This window comes from Winogradskyella echinorum, from assembly GCF_014297365.1.
GTDB lineage: Bacteria > Bacteroidota > Bacteroidia > Flavobacteriales > Flavobacteriaceae > Winogradskyella > Winogradskyella echinorum.
In genome coordinates this window covers 1-21,319 of the sequence record NZ_JACOQD010000001.1, presented here as the reverse complement: position 1 = coordinate 21,319, position 21,319 = coordinate 1, and the positions used below count along the sequence as shown (strand labels likewise).

At 33.5% G+C, this 21,319-nt stretch carries 8 protein-coding genes; 6 read left to right on the top strand and 2 right to left on the bottom strand.

Annotated elements, in window-relative coordinates; genetic code table 11:
- Positions 1–30: 30 nt before the first annotated feature.
- Both rpoC and H8K90_RS00035 read left to right on the top strand, forming a co-directional pair.
- The gene (gene rpoC / locus H8K90_RS00040) at positions 31–4,332 is read left to right on the top strand and encodes a DNA-directed RNA polymerase subunit beta' (protein ID WP_186843906.1); all 4,302 of its coding nucleotides are present in this window, start codon (positions 31–33) and stop codon (positions 4,330–4,332) included.
- Positions 4,333–4,439: 107 nt separating this feature from the next.
- Positions 4,440–4,757 carry a DUF3467 domain-containing protein gene (locus H8K90_RS00035; RefSeq protein WP_186843905.1) on the top strand — a complete coding sequence of 106 codons (318 nt, stop codon included), beginning with the start codon at positions 4,440–4,442 and terminating at the stop codon, positions 4,755–4,757.
- A 359-nt stretch (positions 4,758–5,116) separates the two neighbouring features.
- On the opposite strand, the gene H8K90_RS00030 is transcribed toward H8K90_RS00035, so the two are convergent.
- Positions 5,117–5,347 (bottom strand): (4Fe-4S)-binding protein, encoded by a 231-nt coding sequence (locus H8K90_RS00030; protein WP_186843904.1) that lies wholly within the window; start codon positions 5,345–5,347, stop codon positions 5,117–5,119.
- A gap of 141 nt (positions 5,348–5,488) precedes the next feature.
- Positions 5,489–7,078, bottom strand: a complete 1,590-nt coding sequence (locus H8K90_RS00025; RefSeq protein WP_186843903.1) for a peptide chain release factor 3 — start codon at positions 7,076–7,078, stop codon at positions 5,489–5,491.
- A 488-nt stretch (positions 7,079–7,566) separates the two neighbouring features.
- On the opposite strand from H8K90_RS00025, the gene H8K90_RS00020 reads away from it, so the two are divergent.
- The 4 genes from H8K90_RS00020 to H8K90_RS00005 all read left to right on the top strand — a co-directional run.
- Entirely contained in the window at positions 7,567–12,987 is a 5,421-nt protein-coding gene (locus tag H8K90_RS00020; protein WP_186843902.1) for a DUF7507 domain-containing protein, read from the top strand.
- A 13-nt stretch (positions 12,988–13,000) separates the two neighbouring features.
- Positions 13,001–13,936, top strand: a complete 936-nt coding sequence (locus tag H8K90_RS00015; protein WP_186843901.1) for a PorP/SprF family type IX secretion system membrane protein — start codon at positions 13,001–13,003, stop codon at positions 13,934–13,936.
- A gap of 12 nt (positions 13,937–13,948) precedes the next feature.
- The gene (locus tag H8K90_RS00010) at positions 13,949–15,904 is read left to right on the top strand and encodes an OmpA family protein (RefSeq protein WP_186843900.1); all 1,956 of its coding nucleotides are present in this window, start codon (positions 13,949–13,951) and stop codon (positions 15,902–15,904) included.
- A gap of 681 nt (positions 15,905–16,585) precedes the next feature.
- On the top strand, positions 16,586–21,319 hold a 4,734-nt coding region (locus tag H8K90_RS00005), incomplete at its 3' end, for a beta strand repeat-containing protein (protein ID WP_186843899.1).

The window sequence follows — 21,319 nt, the reverse complement described above, 5'->3', positions numbered from 1 at the left end:
GAAGACTGAAGACTGAATACTATAAAGAACATGGCAAGAAGACAAGATAAGAATACAGTACAGAAATTTAATAAAATTTCTATTGGTTTAGCTTCACCTGAGTCTGTTTTAGCAGCATCTAGAGGAGAGGTATTAAAGCCAGAAACTATTAATTATCGAACACACAAACCAGAACGTGATGGTTTGTTCTGTGAGCGTATTTTTGGTCCTGTAAAGGATTTTGAATGTGCTTGTGGTAAATATAAAAGAATACGTTACAAAGGTATCGTTTGTGACCGTTGTGGTGTAGAAGTAACAGAAAAGAAAGTACGTAGAGATAGAGTAGGGCACATTAATTTAGTTGTACCTGTAGCTCATATCTGGTATTTCCGTTCGTTACCAAATAAAATAGGTTACCTACTTGGATTACCATCTAAGAAATTAGATATGATTATCTATTATGAGCGTTATGTAGTTATCCAACCGGGTATTGCAATGAATGCTGAAGGGGAACCAGTTCAAAAAATGGATTTCTTAACAGAAGAAGAGTATCTAAATATTTTAGAATCTATTCCACAAGAAAACCAATATCTAGATGATACAGATCCTAACAAATTCATCGCTAAGATGGGTGCTGAGTGTCTTATCGATTTATTGGCTCGTATTGATTTAGATCAGTTATCATACGATTTAAGACACAAGGCTAATAATGAAACATCTAAACAACGTAAAACTGAAGCTTTAAAGCGTTTACAAGTAGTAGAAGCATTTAGAGATTCTAACGAAAATAGAGAAAACAGACCTGAGTGGATGATTATGAAGGCTGTGCCTGTAATTCCACCAGAATTAAGACCTTTAGTGCCTTTAGATGGTGGTCGTTTTGCAACGTCTGATTTAAATGATTTATACCGTCGTGTAATTATCCGTAACAACCGTCTTAAGAGGTTAGTTGAGATAAAAGCACCAGAAGTGATTTTACGTAATGAAAAGCGTATGTTACAAGAATCTGTAGATTCATTATTTGATAACACACGTAAGTCATCTGCAGTAAAAACAGATTCAAACAGACCATTAAAATCATTATCAGATTCACTTAAAGGTAAGCAAGGACGTTTTCGTCAGAACTTACTTGGTAAGCGTGTTGATTATTCTGCACGTTCTGTAATTGTTGTTGGACCAGAATTAAAATTATTTGAATGTGGACTGCCAAAAGATATGGCAGCGGAATTATACAAGCCATTTATTATCAGAAAACTGATAGAAAGAGGTATTGTGAAAACTGTAAAATCTGCAAAGAAAATTATAGATAGAAAAGAGCCTGTAGTTTGGGATATCTTAGAGAATGTTCTTAAAGGACATCCAGTATTGCTAAACCGTGCTCCTACGTTACACAGACTTGGTATACAAGCATTCCAACCTAAGTTGATTGAAGGTAAAGCAATTCAGTTACACCCATTAGTTTGTACTGCATTTAATGCCGATTTCGATGGTGACCAAATGGCGGTGCATTTACCATTAGGACCAGAAGCAATCTTAGAAGCACAACTTTTAATGTTAGCTTCTCACAATATATTAAACCCAGCAAACGGTTCGCCAGTAACAGTACCATCTCAGGATATGGTTCTTGGACTTTATTACATGACCAAACTTCGTAAAACTGATGATACTTATACAGTTAAAGGTGAAGGCTTAACATTCTATTCTCCAGAAGAAGTAACTATTGCTTATAACGAGAAGAAAGTTGACCTTAATGCTGGAATTAAAGTAAGAACTAAAGATTTCAATGAAGAAGGAGAGTTAACAACTCAAATTATTGAAACTACAGTAGGTCGTGTACTTTTTAACGAAAAAGTACCAGAGGTAGCAGGATATATAAATGAAGTATTAACTAAGAAATCTTTACGTGAAATTATTCACGGTATTCTTAAAGTAACTTCTGTTCCTGAAACAGCTGAGTTCTTAGATGAGATTAAGACTTTAGGATATAAATTTGCATTTCAAGGTGGATTATCATTTAGTTTAGGTGATATTATTATTCCACAAGAAAAGCACACCATGATTGATGCTGCAAATAAGCAGGTTGATGGTATTATGGGTAACTATAACATGGGACTTATAACTAACAATGAACGTTATAACCAAGTTATTGATATCTGGACATCTACAAATGCAGAATTGACAGAATTGTCTATGAAGCGTATTAGAGAAGACCAGCAAGGATTTAACTCGGTGTTTATGATGCTAGATTCTGGCGCAAGGGGTTCTAAAGAACAAATTCGTCAGTTAACTGGTATGCGTGGATTAATGGCTAAGCCTAAAAAATCTAATGCAGGTGGTGGTGAAATTATTGAAAATCCAATTCTTTCTAACTTTAAAGAGGGACTTTCAATTTTAGAATACTTTATCTCTACTCACGGTGCACGTAAAGGTCTTGCAGATACGGCTCTTAAAACTGCCGATGCAGGTTACTTAACACGTCGTTTAGTAGATGTTTCTCAAGATGTCATTGTTTACGAAGAAGATTGTGGTACACTTAGAGGAATCGAAGTTTCTGCACTTAAGAAAAACGAAGAAATCGTTGAAAAACTTGAAGCTAGAATTGTTGGTAGAACATCATTAAATGATGTTTACGATCCGCATACAGAAGAGCTATTAGTAGAAGCTGGTGGTCATATTAATGACGTTATTGCTAAGCAAATAGGTGATTCTGCAATAGAATCTATTGAAGTACGTTCACCATTAACTTGTGAAGCTAAAAAAGGTATTTGTGTTAGTTGTTACGGACGTAACCTAGCTACAGGTAAAATGGTACAACGAGGTGAAGCTGTTGGTGTAGTTGCTGCTCAATCTATTGGTGAGCCAGGAACTCAGTTAACATTACGTACATTCCACGTAGGTGGTATTGCAGGTAACATTTCTGAAGAGAATAAATTAACAGTTAAGTTTGATGGTGTTGCTGAAATTGAAGATCTTAAAACTGTAAAATCTAAAGATAACGAAGGAAACGAAGTTGATGTTGTTATTTCTAGAACTTCAGAACTTAAATTAGTAGATGCTAAAACAGGAATTGTTTTAAGTACAAATAATATTCCTTATGGTTCATTTATATATGTGAAACCAGGTGACAAGGTTAAGAAAGGTGATGTAATTTGTCAGTGGGATCCTTACAACGGTGTAATTATTTCAGAATTTGCTGGTAAAGTGAAGTATGAAAACATTGAGCAAGGTGTCACTTATCAAGTTGAGATAGATGAGCAAACAGGTTTCCAAGAGAAAGTAATCTCAGAATCTAGAAACAAGAAGTTGATACCAACTTTATTGATTGAAGATTCTAAAGGTGAAACTATACGTTCTTACAACTTACCAGTTGGAGCTCACATTATGATTGATGATGGAGATAAAATTGAAATCGGTAAGATTTTAGTTAAGATACCTCGTAAGTCTGCAAAAGCAGGTGATATTACGGGTGGTCTTCCTCGTGTAACTGAATTATTTGAAGCACGTAACCCTTCTAATCCTGCTGTAGTAAGTGAGATTGATGGTGTGGTTTCTTTTGGTAAAATTAAACGTGGTAACCGTGAGATTATCATTGAATCTAAATTAGGAGAAGTTAAAAAGTACTTAGTGAAATTATCTAATCAGATTCTTGTACAAGAAAATGATTATGTAAAAGCTGGTATGCCTTTATCTGATGGTTCTATAACACCAAACGATATTTTAAATATTAAAGGCCCTTCTGCTGTACAACAATACTTAGTTAACGAAGTACAAGAAGTATATCGTTTACAAGGTGTAAAGATTAATGATAAGCACTTTGAAGTTGTTGTAAGACAGATGATGCGTAAAGTTAGAATTATTGATTCTGGGGATACAATTTTCTTAGAAAATCAATTAGTTCACAAATCAGATTTCATTGAAGAAAACGATAAGATGTTCGGAATGAAAGTGGTTGAAGATGCTGGTGACTCAGAGAATTTAAAATCTGGTCAGATTGTATCTGTAAGAACTTTAAGAGATGAGAACTCTAGCTTACGTAGAGAAGATAAGAATCTTGTAACAGCAAGAGATGTAAGTCCAGCGACTGCAACTCCTATCTTACAAGGTATTACTAGAGCTTCATTACAAACTAAATCGTTTATATCTGCAGCATCGTTCCAAGAAACAACAAAGGTTCTTAACGAAGCAGCTGTAAATGGTAAAGTTGATACTCTTGAAGGACTTAAAGAAAACGTAATTGTTGGTCATAGAATACCAGCAGGTACAGGTGTGAGAGAATATGAGCACATCATCGTTGGTTCTAAAGAAGAGTTTAATGAAATGATGAAAGCTAAAGAAGAGATGAACTTCAACTAGTAATTGTCATTCCTGCGAAGGCAGGAATCTATATACTATAAGCCTTCACGCATTAATTTGTATGAAGGCTTTTTAATAAATAATAGTAATAAAAAGTTTTTAATATTATGGCAGACGAAAAGAAAAATCCTAAACCAGGACAAATTAATATAGAATTAGATGAGAAAATAGCTGAAGGTACCTACTCAAACCTAGCAATTATTAATCATTCCGTTTCAGAATTTGTGGTGGACTTTGTAAGTATTATGCCTGGTACTCCAAAAAGTAAAGTTAAATCTCGAATAATTTTGACACCACAGCATGCAAAACGATTATTAAAAGCATTAGGAGATAATGTTACACGTTTTGAAAAAGCCCATGGTGAAATTAAGGATTACGAGCAACCACCTATACCATTAAATTTTGGACCAACCGGTCAAGCTTAATTGTAAGAATTCATACAAAGCTTGAATATGTTAAAGTGGTTCTCGAAATGTTTAATTACGAGCAAACCACCTTTACCATTAAATTTTGGACCAACTGGCCAAGCTTAAGAATTGGAATAGATATTAACTATATTAAAAATAGATATGAGAAGTAGTTTTAATAGTTTTTCTCAATTAAATTTGATTTAGTTTAAGCGTGGTTTAAAATGTTTTTAAAATCACTACATATAAATGTAGTTCTTTATGAATTAATCGTCTTAAAACGCTTAAAATGAATTTTAACTGCTAAATTGAGCATTTTACAAACTAAAAAGCCCTTTGAATTTAATTCAAAGGGCTTTTTAGTTGCTTAAGTTGTTTTAGGCAACATCTTTTTTGTGCAGATAATATTTTAATGCACCAGATGGACATTTATCTACCTGATTTATAATTGCATCAGTTTGCGCTCCTTCTAAATCTATCCAAGGAATCACAGATTTTCTAAATACATCTGAAAGTTGTAATGCACAAATGCCTGCATTTGCACAACAGCTCGGTTCGTAGGTCACAGTAATCTTATCGTTACTGTAAACGTTTGCATTAGTTTCCATAATAAGTAGATTAGTTTGGGGTTAATCTTTATATCAATGTATAAATTGACACTCAAGAATAGTTTAAATAACGATAAAAAGCAAAATAATTCGATAAAATGCATTAAAATTTATCACTATTCGACGAAATACTTGCTCTATTTATTTAAATTCTGACGTCATATGGAACGTAATGCTTGGATACTTTTGCTGTGTCATTTGTAAAGAAAACATAGAATCTGCTAAAAATACCAGTTGATTATGCTTGTCTCTAGCGAGGAAACGTTGCTTAACTCTCAAGAATTCTTTAAATTCTTCACTCTTTTCGTTGTCAGTTTCAACCCAACAAGCTTTATGCACATTAAGGTTTTCGTAAGTACATTTCGCACCATATTCATGCTCTAATCTATATTGAATTACTTCGTATTGTAAGGCACCAACCGTTCCGATAACTTTTCTTCCATTCAAATCTAAAGTAAATAATTGAGCGACTCCTTCATCCATTAGCTGATCAATACCTTTATAGAGCTGTTTAGATTTCATTGGGTCAGCATTATTAATATACCTAAAATGTTCGGGTGAAAAACTAGGCACACCTTTATAATTAATAATTTCTCCTTCTGTTAGAGTATCACCAATTTTAAAATTACCAGTATCTTGTAAACCTACTATATCACCAGGATATGATATATCTACAATTTCTTTCTTTTCTGCAAAGAACGCGTTTGGGCTAGAAAATTTTAATTTTTTGTTATGTCTTACATGTAGGTAAGGGGTATTACGTTTAAACTCACCAGATACAATCTTTACAAATGCTAATCTGTTTCTATGATTGGGATCCATATTGGCATGTATTTTAAATACAAATCCACTAAAAGTTTTTTCATTTGGTTTTACTAAACGTTCTTCACTTTGCTTAGGTCTTGGTTTAGGTGCAATTTCAACAAAACAGTCTAATAATTCTCTAACTCCAAAATTATTTAAAGCAGAACCAAAAAATACAGGTTGTAAATCACCATTTAGATACTCTTCTTTATCAAATTTAGGGTATATGCCATCTACTAATTCAATTTCATCTCTTAGTGTTTGGGCAGCTTTTTCTCCTATTAAATTATCTAACTCTTCAGATTTTAAATTAGAAATCTCAACAGTATCATCAATAGCTTTCTTACTATCTCCACTAAATAGATTAACATTCTTTTCCCAAATATTATAGATGCCTTTAAAATCGTAACCCATACCAATTGGGAAACTTAATGGAGTCACTTTTAATCCTAGTTTTTGCTCAACTTCATCTAAAAGATCAAATGCATCTTTTCCTTCACGATCTAACTTATTAATAAACACAATCATTGGTATGTTGCGCATTCTACATACTTCAACCAATTTTTCTGTTTGTTCCTCAACACCTTTAGCAACATCAATGACTACGATTACACTATCTACTGCTGTTAAGGTTCTAAAGGTATCTTCTGCAAAATCCTTATGTCCTGGTGTATCTAAAATGTTAATTTTAATGCCATTATACTCAAAAGCTAATACAGAAGTAGCGACAGAAATTCCACGCTGACGTTCTATTTCCATAAAATCACTTGTAGCACCTTTTTTAATTTTATTACTTTTTACAGCACCAGCTTCTTGTATAGCTCCACCAAATAGTAATAACTTTTCAGTTAAAGTTGTTTTACCTGCATCTGGATGCGAAATAATGCCAAAAGTTCGTCGTCTGTCAATCTCTTTTATAAAACTCATAATAAAATTTAAAATGATTGCGAAGATACTAATATATACAATTGAAAAAATGTTAGGGAACAAATTATAAATTGAAAATTTGGATGTTAAGTTGTTCAGAATAAAATTTAACAATCAATTTTTTACAAATTGGTTAATCGTTATAACAAGTGCTAAATGTTAAAAAAAAGTGTATTTCATCGAAAAAATATGAATTTCCTTGAGGATACAGTAGTCTAAATGTTAAATTGTTAAATAATCAAGTGTGATTTATATTACAAATCGGTAATGGTCCTTTTGATTACATTAATTTTTAAATGTTGACTAATCATTTAAATTTATTTCCCCTTAAGAAATAATTTATTAATGAACACTAATGCGATAGGTCCTTGTAATAAAGGATGTTATGTTAACGCATGCGTCGTGTTCAATTTTACAGGAATCGGCTGAATATTTGGCCAATTGCTTGTAAATGTAATTTAGATTTTAATCTCAAATACTAATAAATTATGTCAACACCTACTTATCACTACTTTGTTTTTAGAAAAGTCTTTCGAGTAAATTCAATGCTTTTTTTGATGGTAATTGCATTGGTCTTCTCTTCTTTTGCACATGTTGATAATCATGGCTTTTACGAAGAGAGCAATCCTATTTTTGGTCCAATTACTATTCCCTGTAACACAGATTTACCCGTTCCTATTTCGTTACCAGAACAAGACGATTTAAATGTAACATCCATTACGACTGGCATATGTGTCTTGGGTTGTGGTGTTCAGGATGCAGATAATTTAATAGATGTTGATCAAAGTAATTTTGCTTCTTTAACCACTGCTATTGGCTTGGGTGTAACCCATACACTTACTGTCTCAGATAATACTGTAGACGAGTTTTATAGTGCTGGCGGTTTTGCAGGATTTTTAATTGAAAACAATTCAGTTTTACAATTAGATTTACTAGACGCGATTGTTATTAGAACATATTTGGATGGAATTGAACAAGAATCCGAATCGAGTAACTCTTTAGCCACAATAAATAGTGCTTTGTTAGTTGGTGATCAATTCTATGTAGGTTTTTACACCACTGAAGATTTTGATACTGTGGAAATTTCAATATCTAGTTTAGCAGGTGTATCGACTACTACTAACGTATACTATGCTGTAACTAACGATTTTTGTTTAGGTCCAGCATTAGAGTGTAATACCCCAACCGTACTTACTAAACCAGATTTTCCTGCTAGGATAATAGATGAACATACAGGTATGGGTGGTCTCTTAGGTGTTGGAAGTGTTATTAATGCTGATGCAGCTGTAGATTCAGATCCTAATTCTTATGCTAGTATAGACTTTAATTTAGGGGTCTTGGCTACAGGTAGTTTATCTATAAAAGATGAATTAACTGATTATTCAGCTAATACTTACGCTGGTTTCGATATCGAAAATTCAACTATATTAAATTTAGATTTACTCAATGGAATTACTGTTATAACCTATCTAGATGGTGTTTTACAAGAAAGTAAAACAGGAAGCTCAGAATTATTATCTGTTGATAGCGGTTTACTGTTTACTGGAGCCGAACGATCTCAAATTGGCTTTGTTGCAACTTTACCATTCGATGAAGTACAGATAGCTATTCAACAAACACTAACATTAGATTTAGGAAGTACAAGAATTTATGGGCTAGTTTTAGAAGCATTTTGTGAAGGCTCATTAGAATGTAATATAGCCACAGTATTAAGTAATCCATCTCAACCAGTAATAATTAATAACCAGAATTCTGGTGTGGATGGTATTGCATGTGTTGGTTGTGTGGTTAACAATGCTACTAATGTTATTAGTGAAGATAATTCTGATTTTGCGACAATAAATGTTGCAGCAGGTGTTGCTAATACAGCTTCAATTTCAGTTGAGAATGTACTGAGTGTATTTCCTGCAGGCAGTCATGCTGGATTTGTTATTCGCGATACAAATGATTTATTAGAGATAGATTTATTAAATTCAATAGAAATTACAACTTACTTAGATGGAGTTGTTCAAGAATCTCAATCAGGTGCTAATCTACTTGCATTAGAAGCATTAGGTTTAATTAATATTACTCCTTCATCAACAGATGGTTTTTATCTATTAGGATTTACGACTACTTCAACTTATGACGAAGTTAAACTTTCGGTTAATGCACTTTTAGCACTTGTAAATAGTATTGAAGTATATGGTAGTTATGTTGATTCAACTATTCAAATTGAAGGAACAGTTATAGATGAAACCTCTATAGGATCATCAGACGGAAGTATAACAGTTTCCGTATCAGGAGGAACACCACCATATTCATATATGTGGAGTCCTAATGGAGAAATAACGGATACAGTAAGTGGTTTATCTCCAGGAACGTATTCGGTAACAGTAACTGATGCTTTAAGTTGTGAGGCAACTTCAGAATTTACAGTGAATACAGTTGGTGTTCAACTTCCAGTTCCTTGTAATACAATAGAGCCTGTTGCTATTGTTGATTCAGGCTTTACAGATTTAACTGTTTCTGAATCTACCACAGGTGTTTGTGTTATAGGTTGCGGAATCACAAATGAAGAAAACATCATTGATTCAGATACTGACAATTACGCTACAGTAGCTACACTAGTTGGTTTAGGAGTAACGCATACTTTAACTGTAACTGATGAAACTAGTGATGAATTTTTTACAGCAGGAGGTTATGCAGGCTTTTTAATTGAGAATAATGCTGTTGTTAGAGCAGATTTACTTGATGCAATTGTTATTAGAACATACTTAGATGGTGTTGAACAAGAATCAAATACAAGTATAAATTTATCGACAATTGAAAGTTCAGTATTAACACCAGATGCTTACTATGTAGGTTTTTATACCACAATGGATTATGATGCTGTTGAAGTGTCTATTTCAAGTCTTCTTAATGTTGTTTCTTCAACCAATGTTTATCATGCAGTAACTAATCGTTTTTGTGAAGGTCCAGAATTAAGCTGTAATGCGCCTATTTCAGTTACTAAACCAGAATATCCGGTAAGAATTGTTAATGAACGTACAGGTATTGATGGCTTGCTGAGTGTTGGAAGTGTTAATAATACTAATAACCTATTTGATGCAAATCTTGGAAATTATGCAACCATTAATTTGATTGCTGGTGTTGCTGCAACAGGATCAATAGCTGTTAAAGACGAAGTTGCTGAATATCCAGCTCAAACCTATGCAGGCTTTGATATTGAAAATGCCACAATTTTAAATTCACAATTATTAGATGCTATTACAATTTCAACGTATTTAGATGGAGTATTAGTAGAATCGCAAACAGGAACAAGTCAATTAATACCTGTTAATTCAGGATTACTATTAACGGGCACTGAGTCTGTAAGAGTTGGTTTTGTTACATCAGCACCTTTCGATGAAGTGCAAATTACATTATCTCAGATAGTATCATTAAATTTAGGCAGCACAAGAGTTTATGGTATGGTGCTTGAAATTTTTTGCGCCAGACCAATAGATTGTGACTCAGCATATGCCTTAGATAATCCTAACGACCCAGTTATAATTAATAACAACTTAACCGGAATAAACGGAATAGCTTGCGTGGGTTGTGAGGTAGATAATACTCAAAACCTTATTTCTGGAGATAATAGTGATTTTGCACTGATTAACATTACTGCTGGTGTTGCAGCAACAGCATCTTTTTCTATAAAAGATGTGCTTTCAGACTATCCAGCTGGTACTATGGCTGGTTATACCATAAGAGATACCAATGGCTTATTAGAAGCGGAATTATTGAGTTCTATTACTATTACAACTTACCTTGATGATGTTCAGCAAGAGCAGCAGACAGCAAGTAATTTAATAGCTTTAGATGCATTAGGAATTATTGATATTATACCATCATCTACAGATTCATTTTATTATATAGGCTTTAATACAACTGTAGATTTTGATGAAGTACAGATGACAGTAGCGTCACTTGCTGGTGTAATTAATTCGCTCGAAGTTTATGCCTGTTGTGTTGATGCCACAAATTTAGATTTATGTGATGATGCAGATATTGCTTTAGTAAAAACGGGTGCTTTTAATGATGAAAATGGAGATAATTGTAGCGATGCAGGGGAAACCATTACTTATACATTTACAGTTACTAATGAAGGTAATTCAAGTATTAACTCTGTTGAATTATCAGATCCATTATTAGGTGGAGTTATTGCGCTAGATTCTGGGGATACTGATTTAGATAATGAATTAGATACTAATGAAATATGGATTTACACAGCAGATTATACAATTCTACAATCTCAAATAGATGCCGGAGAAGTTATAAATCAGGCTACTGTAACAGGTATCAGCCTAGAAGGTAATGCTTTAAGTGATTTATCAGACAATGATAGTGTATTAGAAGATGAAAATACAGTAACAACTTTATGTCAACGCTCAGACATAGCCTTAATAAAAACAGGTGAATTTAATGATGAGAATGGAAACGGTTGTAGTGATGTAGGAGAAACTATCACTTATACATTTACAGTTACTAACCAAGGTAATACAAGCATCAATACAATAGAATTATCAGACCCATTATTGGGAGGAGTAATTACTTTAGGGTCGGGAGATACAGACTTGGATAATGAATTAGATGTAGACGAAATATGGATATATACTTCAGATTACGCAGTTAATCAAACTGAAATTGATGCAGGAATTGTTCTTAACCAGGCCACAGTAACGGGAGTGAGTATAGAAGGAGCAGTTATCAGTGATTTGTCTGATGATGATGCTTCGTCTGAAGATGATACTACTGAAACAACTCTATGCCAAGTAGCAGATATAGCCCTAATTAAAACAGCTGTATTTAATGATGAAGATGGTGATGGTTGTAGTAGTGTGGGTGAAACAATTACCTATACATTAAGTGTTTCTAACCAAGGTAATACAACCATAAGTTCTGTAGAAGTGGTGGATTCTATGTTAGGTGGAGTATTAGTCTTAGCATCTGGAGATATTGATTTAGATAATGAGTTAGATATAGACGAGTTATGGGTTTATACGGCAGATTACTCAATACTTCAAACAGATATAGATGCAGAACTTGTAGTGAATCAAGCTACGGTTACGGCAATTAGTTCTGACGGAGTAGTGTTAAGTGATTTATCAGATAATGATAGTGTTACGGAAGACGATACTACAGATACAGTTTTATGTGATAACCCTGGTTCAATGTCTTTCGAAAAAGTTGGTGTGTTCATGGATGATAATGGTGATAATATGGCAGAAATTGGTGAAACTATTGCTTATACATATAAAATTGAAAATATTGGTTTAAAACCATTATTTGATGTTGTGGTACAAGATGCTATTCCAGGTACTTTAATCGTGGGAGATCCTATAGCTGTATTAATGCCAGGTGATATTGATACTAGTTCCTTTACAGCAACGTATCAATTAACACAAACGGATCTAGATAATATGCAAGTTACAAATCAATCTACTGTAGTTGCTAAAAATGAAGATGATGAGGTAGTTACTGATTTATCTGATGATCCATTTGATTTAGAAGATTTCGATGAAAATAATGATGGAGAACCAGACGATCCAACGGTAACACTATTACCCGATATTCTAGACCCTGATTTCGAAATATTTAACGGAATTTCTCCAGATGGAGATAGCGATAATGAGTTTTTTAGAATTGTAGGTATAGAACGTTATCCGAACAACAATTTAAAAATCTATAATAGATGGGGAATTTTAGTCTACGAGATGGATGGGTATGGTATAAACGACAAAGTCTTTAGAGGTATTTCTGAAGGAAGAGCAACCATTAAAAAGGACGAAGAATTACCTACCGGAACTTACTTTTACATTCTAAGAAGATTCCTAGACAGCGAGACCCTTACCAACAATGGCTATTTATATATAAAGAGAAAATAAACCCCAAAATCGTATGAAAAATTATTACACTTTATTATTAGTTTTAATGTGCGCTTATTTTGGCAATGCACAGCAAGATGCACAATACACACAATATATGTATAATACTCAGGTGATTAATCCTGGTTATATTGGGTCTAAAGAAGCATTAAGTTTTGGTTTGTTGTATAGATCGCAATGGGTCGGATTTGATGGAGCACCTAAAACAGCAACATTTACAGTAAGTAAACCATTTGGTGAGTTAAAGCAATCTAGTCTCGGTTTATCTCTTGTAATGGATAAGATTGGGCCTTCAACAGAAACAAATCTTGTGGTAGATTATTCGTACTCATTAATTTTATCGGAAGAAGGAAGACTATCTTTTGGAGTTAAGGCAGGTGTTGATTTACTTAATGTAGATTATACAAAATTGAATATTTACGATAGCAACGACGTTCAATTTTCAGACAATTTAGAATCTAAATTACAACCGCAACTTGGTGCAGGTGTTTATTATAATACAAATAAATTATATCTAGGTTTATCTGTACCTAATTTATTGAATTCCAAGCACTATAATTCAGAGAATTTAGATGATATCAATGCAGATGCTTATGCTATTGATAGATTACACTACTTTTTTATCGCTGGTTATGTAGCCAGTATTAGTGATGAGGTAAAGTTTAAACCTGCAACTATGCTAAAGTTTGTTAGCGGATCTCCACTACAAGTAGATCTTTCTGGAAATTTTCTTATCAATGATAAGTTTACGATTGGAGCTTCGTACCGTTGGGATGCTGCAATAAGTGCTATGGCAGGATTTCAAATTAATAACAAGATGTTTATTGGTATGGGATATGATTTTCAAACAACTGATGTTGAAGATTATAGTGATGGTTCTTTCGAAATTTTCTTAAAATTCGATGTTTTTGAAAAAATTGAGAAAATATTAACCCCAAGATTTTTCTAAATTATAAAAAATATGAAAACATATATATATAAAACTATTTTAAGCTTTTTAGGCCTTATTGTTTGTGCTAATTCTTTTGCTCAGATATCAAAAATTCAAAAGGCAGATGCAAAATATGACAAGTATCATTATATAGATGCGCGCGAAATTTATTTAAAGGTGGTTGAAAAAGGATATCATTCTGCAGAGATTTATAGAAAATTAGGTGATACATATTATTTTAATAGTGAATATTCAGGTGCTACGAAATGGTATTATAGTTTAATACAAGAATTTCCTAGTGAAGCAGTAACAATAGATTATTTCAGAGCTGCACAATGTCTAAAAAGTATTGGGCAACATAAGGAAGCAGATAAATTAATGGCCATTTATAAGTCCAAAGGCGGAAAGGCTATAGCTATAGATTCTTATAAAAATGTTGCAGATACACTTTTCGAAAAAGGAGTACATGATAAACTCTTTGAAATTGAAAAAATTAAAGTAAATACTGAGTTTTCTGATTTTGGACCGTCATTTTTTGGGGATAAAATTGTTTTTGCCTCAAGTGATAAGTCTATAAATGAATTTGAGGATAAAAATGTAGACCTTTCCGGATGGGATAAACAGCCTTTTTTAGATTTATACCAAGTAGTTGTAGATGAAGACCTAAATCTTCAAGAGGTAGAAATTTTAAAAGGGGATGTAAATACAGAGTACCATGAGTCATCTGCGGTATTTACAAAAGATGGAAATACCATGTATTTTACTAGAAATAATTTTTTATATGGTAAAAAAAGAAGGGATAAAGATCATGTTGTTAGGCTTAAAATTTATAAGGCTACCAAGATTGGCGATACTTGGGGAAATGTAAAAGAACTTCCATTTAATGATGATAGTTACTCAATTGGTCATCCTGCACTAAGTCCGGATGAAGATAGACTGTATTTTGCTTCTGACATGCCGGGAACTCTTGGTATGTCTGATATCTGGTATGTAGACATTTTGAGTGAAGACCTTTATACAACACCAACAAACTTAGGAGATAAAATCAATACAGTGGCTAGAGAGACATTTCCATTTGTTAGTGCAGAAGATAATCTCTATTTCTCAAGTGATGGCCACAAAGGATTGGGTGGTTTAGATATTTTTATTACTAAAGTAATGGAAGATGATTTCGGTGAAATAGTAACGTTTGGAGAACCTATTAATAGTACTAAAGATGATTTTAGCTTTATAATAAAGGAAAATAGAATTGGGTATTTTACATCAAATAGAGAAGGTGACAGAGGAAGTAAAAGTGATGACATATATCAAATTTGGGAGCGTTGCCAAATTACTATTCAAGGCCCAATATTAGATGAAGAAACAAATGAATTAATACCCAATGCAGAAGTTGCCCTCTTAAATAGTAATAACGATGTAATACAGACCATGACAGTTGGTGATGATGCTATTTTTACATTCAATTTAGATTGTAATGAAGCATATGTTTTAAGAGCTAAGAAAGATGGTTATAATCCCGAAGAGAAAGTACTAGAAACTCCTAAAAACCCTAAAACTATCGAAATGCCTATTGTTTTAAATATGCCTATGACCCTAAAAGAGACAGATCCTTGTCCGCCTAATGACTTGGGCTGTAAATTAACACTTCAGCCCATTTATTTTGATTATGATCAGTCTAATATTCGATTAGATGCAGAAATAGAGTTAGCTAAAATTTTAACGGCATTAGATGAATACCCTCAATTAAAGATTAGTATAGAATCGCACACAGATTCTAGAGGTAAAGATTCTTATAATTTAAAGCTGTCACAAGCTAGAGCAAAATCGACTTTACAATGGTTAATTGATAAAGGTGTATCTAAAAATAGGTTGTCGGCTAAGGGGGTTGGTGAATCCCAGTTAATAAACAAATGTGTTAACTCTGTTGAATGTACAGATGCTGAGCATCAATTAAATAGAAGGTCAATGTTTCTTATTAAAGAATAAAATCGTTTTATGTCTAAAGCTTTTTATTACGTACTTTTCAATAATATAGAGTTGTTACTTTTCTAAATTATTTTCACATTTTTATTCTATAATCTTTTTACGCGAAATTGTGTAAAAAGATTATAGAGTTATGCGAGTTAGTAGGATAAACTTCACTTTTTTAAAACCAGGCTATTATCAAATTCGTAAGTATTAAAAAGATGTTATTCTTTTTTGTAATTTTGCGTTAAGAAAATTTTAGAACTGATTTTCTTACATTTTTTTTGAAGTTGACTAATAGCTAATCTCTTCATAAAAAAAGATTTTGATTTTAAAAGCAAAATCTTAATGTGACTTGTAGACATCCTAATGTGTCTTATATATCATATATTTTAAATAAATATTGAATCTATTTTTTATTGATTAATTCTATAAAAATTTGTTTTTATGCGTTTCGTCGGATATATTTGTCACTTTAACGATATTTTTGAATTTAATTTTACAGATAGATTGAATAAGTAATACGCGCTTTATCTAAGAAATATGTGCTTTAGCGAAAATGCTTGGTACAAATTAGGTTTAAGGTGTTTTAATAAAAAGAATAATACTGTAGCATAATTTTACTCTTATAATAATATGAAAATTTCTAATCAATTCTTTTTTAGTAAGAATATCAATTATAATTTATACTTAGACTTTGTTTTGGATAAACTAATCTTACTTAAGGTTAGTTTTATTTTTGGTTTATTATCGTCATTTCTTATTGTCAATGCACAACAAAGTGTTACGACTATATATGGTGACCAAGGAGGGTTTTTTGAGTCGTCAACGGTGTCCTCTGTAATAGCCACAGATTCAAATAATTTATTAGGGTTTATAGCTAATGGAATTACTTATTCTACTGGTGTAGATGATGCAGTACTCACCTCTAATGGAATTACATTTACGCCGACGAATTTTCGTGCTTTCCCCATTCCAGGAGAAATAAATTATAGTAATCCAGAATTATTGGGTGTCGCTTATAACTGGGGAGGGGTTAATCAGACAAATACAGCTTCAGATTATATTTATAGCTATTCGCCTATTGTTCCTACAAATTTCGTTAGGGATGGATCTAATGGTCTAGAAATGAGTACAAATTTTTTTAATATTGATTCACAAGATATTGAATATGATGATTTAACCGTACTTTCTGTAGCAAATATTACTGATAATATTCCAGACATAATTGTAAATCAGACTGGTGCGCCAGGAGGAAGTGACACTTTTAGGTTTGTTGATAATTTAGGTAATACTGTGGGTAATTTAGTTGTAGTAGATTTTTCTTCTACACCTGTAGTTGCTGGGGTTAACTGGACAATTTATAGAGTTGATCCTAATACTGGAAATGTTGTTAGTACATTTGCTGTTAACTCTTATCGAGACTTCAGAGTATTAGCATTTTTATTAAGTGATTTTGGAATAACTGCTGGAAATTCCGCTCAAATAGTAAAGTTTATACATACAACCTCAGGAAACACTGATATAGCTTTTACCGCTTATAATTCTGATAGTTTAGGTTTTAATACATCCATAGATTTAAGTATTGATGCCGATATAGAGTCGTCAACAAGTGTATGTACATCTTCATCGATAAATATTATTACTACTGTTACTAATAACAGTGCAAATTATGCAAACGATTTTGAGATAGAAGCACCATTACCAGCAGGTTTAACTTACACAAATAGCACAGCAATTTTTTCGTCAGGATCAGGATCCGCGACATATAATTCAGTAGATAATAAGTGGGTGATTTTTGGTTTACAACCAGGTGAGAGTGTAACACTTACAGTAGAAACAAGTGTTTCGTCAATTACATTGCCTATAACATATAGTGCAAAAATAAATGGACTAACACAAACAGATACAAATCTTTCAAATAATAAAGTAAGTATCTCTGAAAATGATAAAGATTGTGATGGTGTATTTGATTCGTCGGATTTAGATAATGATAATGATGGGATTTTAGATGCAAATGAAGGTTGTACTCCAATTACCGCTACACCATTTAATTTAAATACGGCTCTTAGTCAAACAGGTGATGTTGATACTCCAGGTCGATTAGTTTATGAAGATGCGCAAGGAAATCAAGTTATTCTGACTGCTGCTGGAGGTAACGGTACAAACAATATACTCGGAGTTGGTCCCAATGATGGTACAATAATAAATGATACAACAAATGGGACTATCTATTTTGAGGTCGGTAGTAATGATCCTAATGATCAACCAAAACTTTTAATAACAGCGGTTTCTGCCAATGGTGTGCCTTTTAATATAGAATCAATTGGCTTTGGCAATATTGGTAATATGGATAATTCTACAGCCAAGGATGTAATAGCCGCAGATGTTACTGGTACATGGTCTAATTTAACTAGTGGAACTAATACACTTGCTTCTGCCCAGATTGTTACATTTCCTGCAGGTGCCACTCCAGTTTCAGGTGTTACTCAAGCAGAACTCGATGGTTGGAATTTTACTAATTTAGTTGCTCAAGGTGCTGTTTCAGAAGCAATCTTTAATAATGGAGACAATGGAATTCAATTTGGTTATGGAGCAACATTTATACCAGATACACCAACAAGCTCTTTTAATTTAATAGTTGATGATATTGATGGTTCTAGAAATATTATTACAGAAATCACAACAACTTCTATTACAATTTCTGGAGTAGTATGTCAAGATACGGATGAAGATGGTATAACCGATAATTTAGATATAGATAGTGATAATGATGGTTGTAATGATGCCATAGAAGCAGGTCATGTAGATGATAATAACGATGGTGAAGTTGATGGTTCGGATTATGACTCTAATGGCCAAGTAACAGGGGCAACGACAGCTTACAGCGGTACTAATAGTAATGTAACAACAGCTACTCAAGTTAATTATACTGCGCCAGCAAATCAATCAGAATTGGCGGGTAATACAGCGACCTTTAGTGTTGAGAATGCGACAATCACAAGTACTTCTGTTTACACTGGTACAGCACCAAATACAACTCCAGATTTCACAGACCCTTCAGCAACTACTGCCGCTACTGGTTTTATATATCAATGGTATTTAGGTGATCCAAATTCAGGTGGGACTACGTTAGTTGATGATGCTACTTATTCTGGTGTAACTACTTCGGTACTTAGTGTATCTACAGATGCTTCATTGGATGGTAATCAATATTGTGTAATTATCACAAATACTAATAATTTATGTGAAAATGTAGAATGTGCTACATTAACGATAAGCCCAGACCCTTGTGATGCAGTGGCATCAGGAAATCCAGATAATGATGGAGATGGTATTAGTGATCTATGTGATGAGGATGATGATAATGATGGTATTTTAGATATTAATGAATTAGACTGTTCATCGGGCTTTGTCACTTTAGGTCAAACATTTAATGATAATTCTAGTGATCCAGTTGTTGTCAATAACATATATGCTTATGGCGGAGTTGATGTTGATGCTACTTTTGATTTACAGGGAAGTGCTGGCTGGAATGGTGGTGTGGAAGATGATACAGCAGCTGGTGTTACAGGTGCATTTGTAAGAACACAACCGAACAATACAGATTTTACCAATGGTGATGTTGCTGTGTATACATATACATTCTCAGAACCTGTATATAATGTAAACTTTAAGTTTGGAGGTTTAGATAATCAGGATAGAGCGGATTTTACTGCAATAAATGGAGCGCAGAATGTTCCAATAAATATAGTGGGTGTAGATCCAGTAGGAGAGCCCAATATTACTATTACTGGGCAAAGCGTAGTGAGTACTCAAGGAGGTGCAAATGCCCCAAATAATGCTATTGAAGTAGATATTAATGGACCAGTTACAACGATCGAGATAACTGTAGGAAAACAAGTTGCATCAGGAGGTAGTGACGTGACTATGCAGTTTTATGAACTTAGTTATTGCGTGTCCTTAGATACAGATAACGACGGTGTCGATGATATTTTCGATTTAGATTCTGATAACGATGGCTGTAACGATGCAATTGAAGCAGGACACATAGATACTAATAATGATGGAGAAGTAGATGGGACCGGTTATGATGGTAATGGTCAGGTAATAACTTCAGGAACTGCGTACACTGGTACAAATACAAATGTAACCACAGCAACAGAGGTTGCAATAGATAGTTCACCAACTAATCAATCAGAAACTGATGGAAATACCGCTGTATTCGCAGTAACTACTACAGCAACAGCTACTACAGATTATACAGGAACAGCACCTAATACTATACCAAACTATAGTGGTGGTTCTGCTGTAAATGTTTCTGGGGCTACTACTTATCAATGGTATTTAGGAGATCCTGCTTTAGGAGGTACAGCATTAGTAAATGATGCCACGTATTCTGGGGTAACAACTGCTAACTTAAATATTATTACAAACCCTACATTAAATGGGAATGATTATTGTGTAGTGATCTCTCATCCCGATTTAGAATGTTCTCAAACCCAATGTGCTACTTTAGCTGTAACAGCCGACCCGTGTGATGCTGTGGCATCTGGTAATCCAGACAATGATGGTGATGGTATAGCGGATTTATGTGATGAAGATGATGACAATGACGGTATATTAGACGTAGATGAAGGATGTGGAAATCTTGTAGTAAATGGAAATTTTGAACTTAGAGATTTTTCTAGTCAAGCAGAATTCCCTGATGCAAGTAACACGAGTTCAGCGGGCACATTTATAGGTGCTACTTATAACACTAATACTTTAACAGGATGGAATTACACGCAGAATTTAGATGGCTGGATAGGTGGACAATCGCCTAGTTGGTCGTCTAATACTTTTGCCAATGCATATAATGGTAATCAATACTTAGATGTATTAGGAAACAATAATGTTACTGGTGGTGTAAATAATGTACTATCTCAGACTATAAATACAATTCCAGGAGAAACTTATACACTTTCTTTTTACTGGGGAGAAGATGTTGGTCATACTACTGGTACTGATGTAACTTTAGATGTTGATGTATTGGATGCAACTAACGCATCGCTTTACAGTCAAACGCTTTCTGCAATTGCTCAAGGAGAAATAGGCGGGATTATTGGTCCAAAAACTTGGTATTTATTTTCACAAACATTTGTAGCTACAACGAGTGCCACAACGATTCAATTTGAAGCAACTCCTCCTGGTAGCTCTACTTCCGCAGGAGCTGCGCTCGATTTTGTTAGTGTTTTCTCAAGTAACTGTGCCGATTCTGATGGTGATGGTGTTGATGATGTTTTTGATTTAGATTCAGATAACGATGGAATATTCGATGTAGATGAAGCTGGTAATGGTAGTCAAGATGATAATAATGACGGAGTTATAGACGCTTCAGATGTTGGTTTTTTCTCAGATCTTGATGGAAATGGTGCTGATGACACAGCTGAGGCT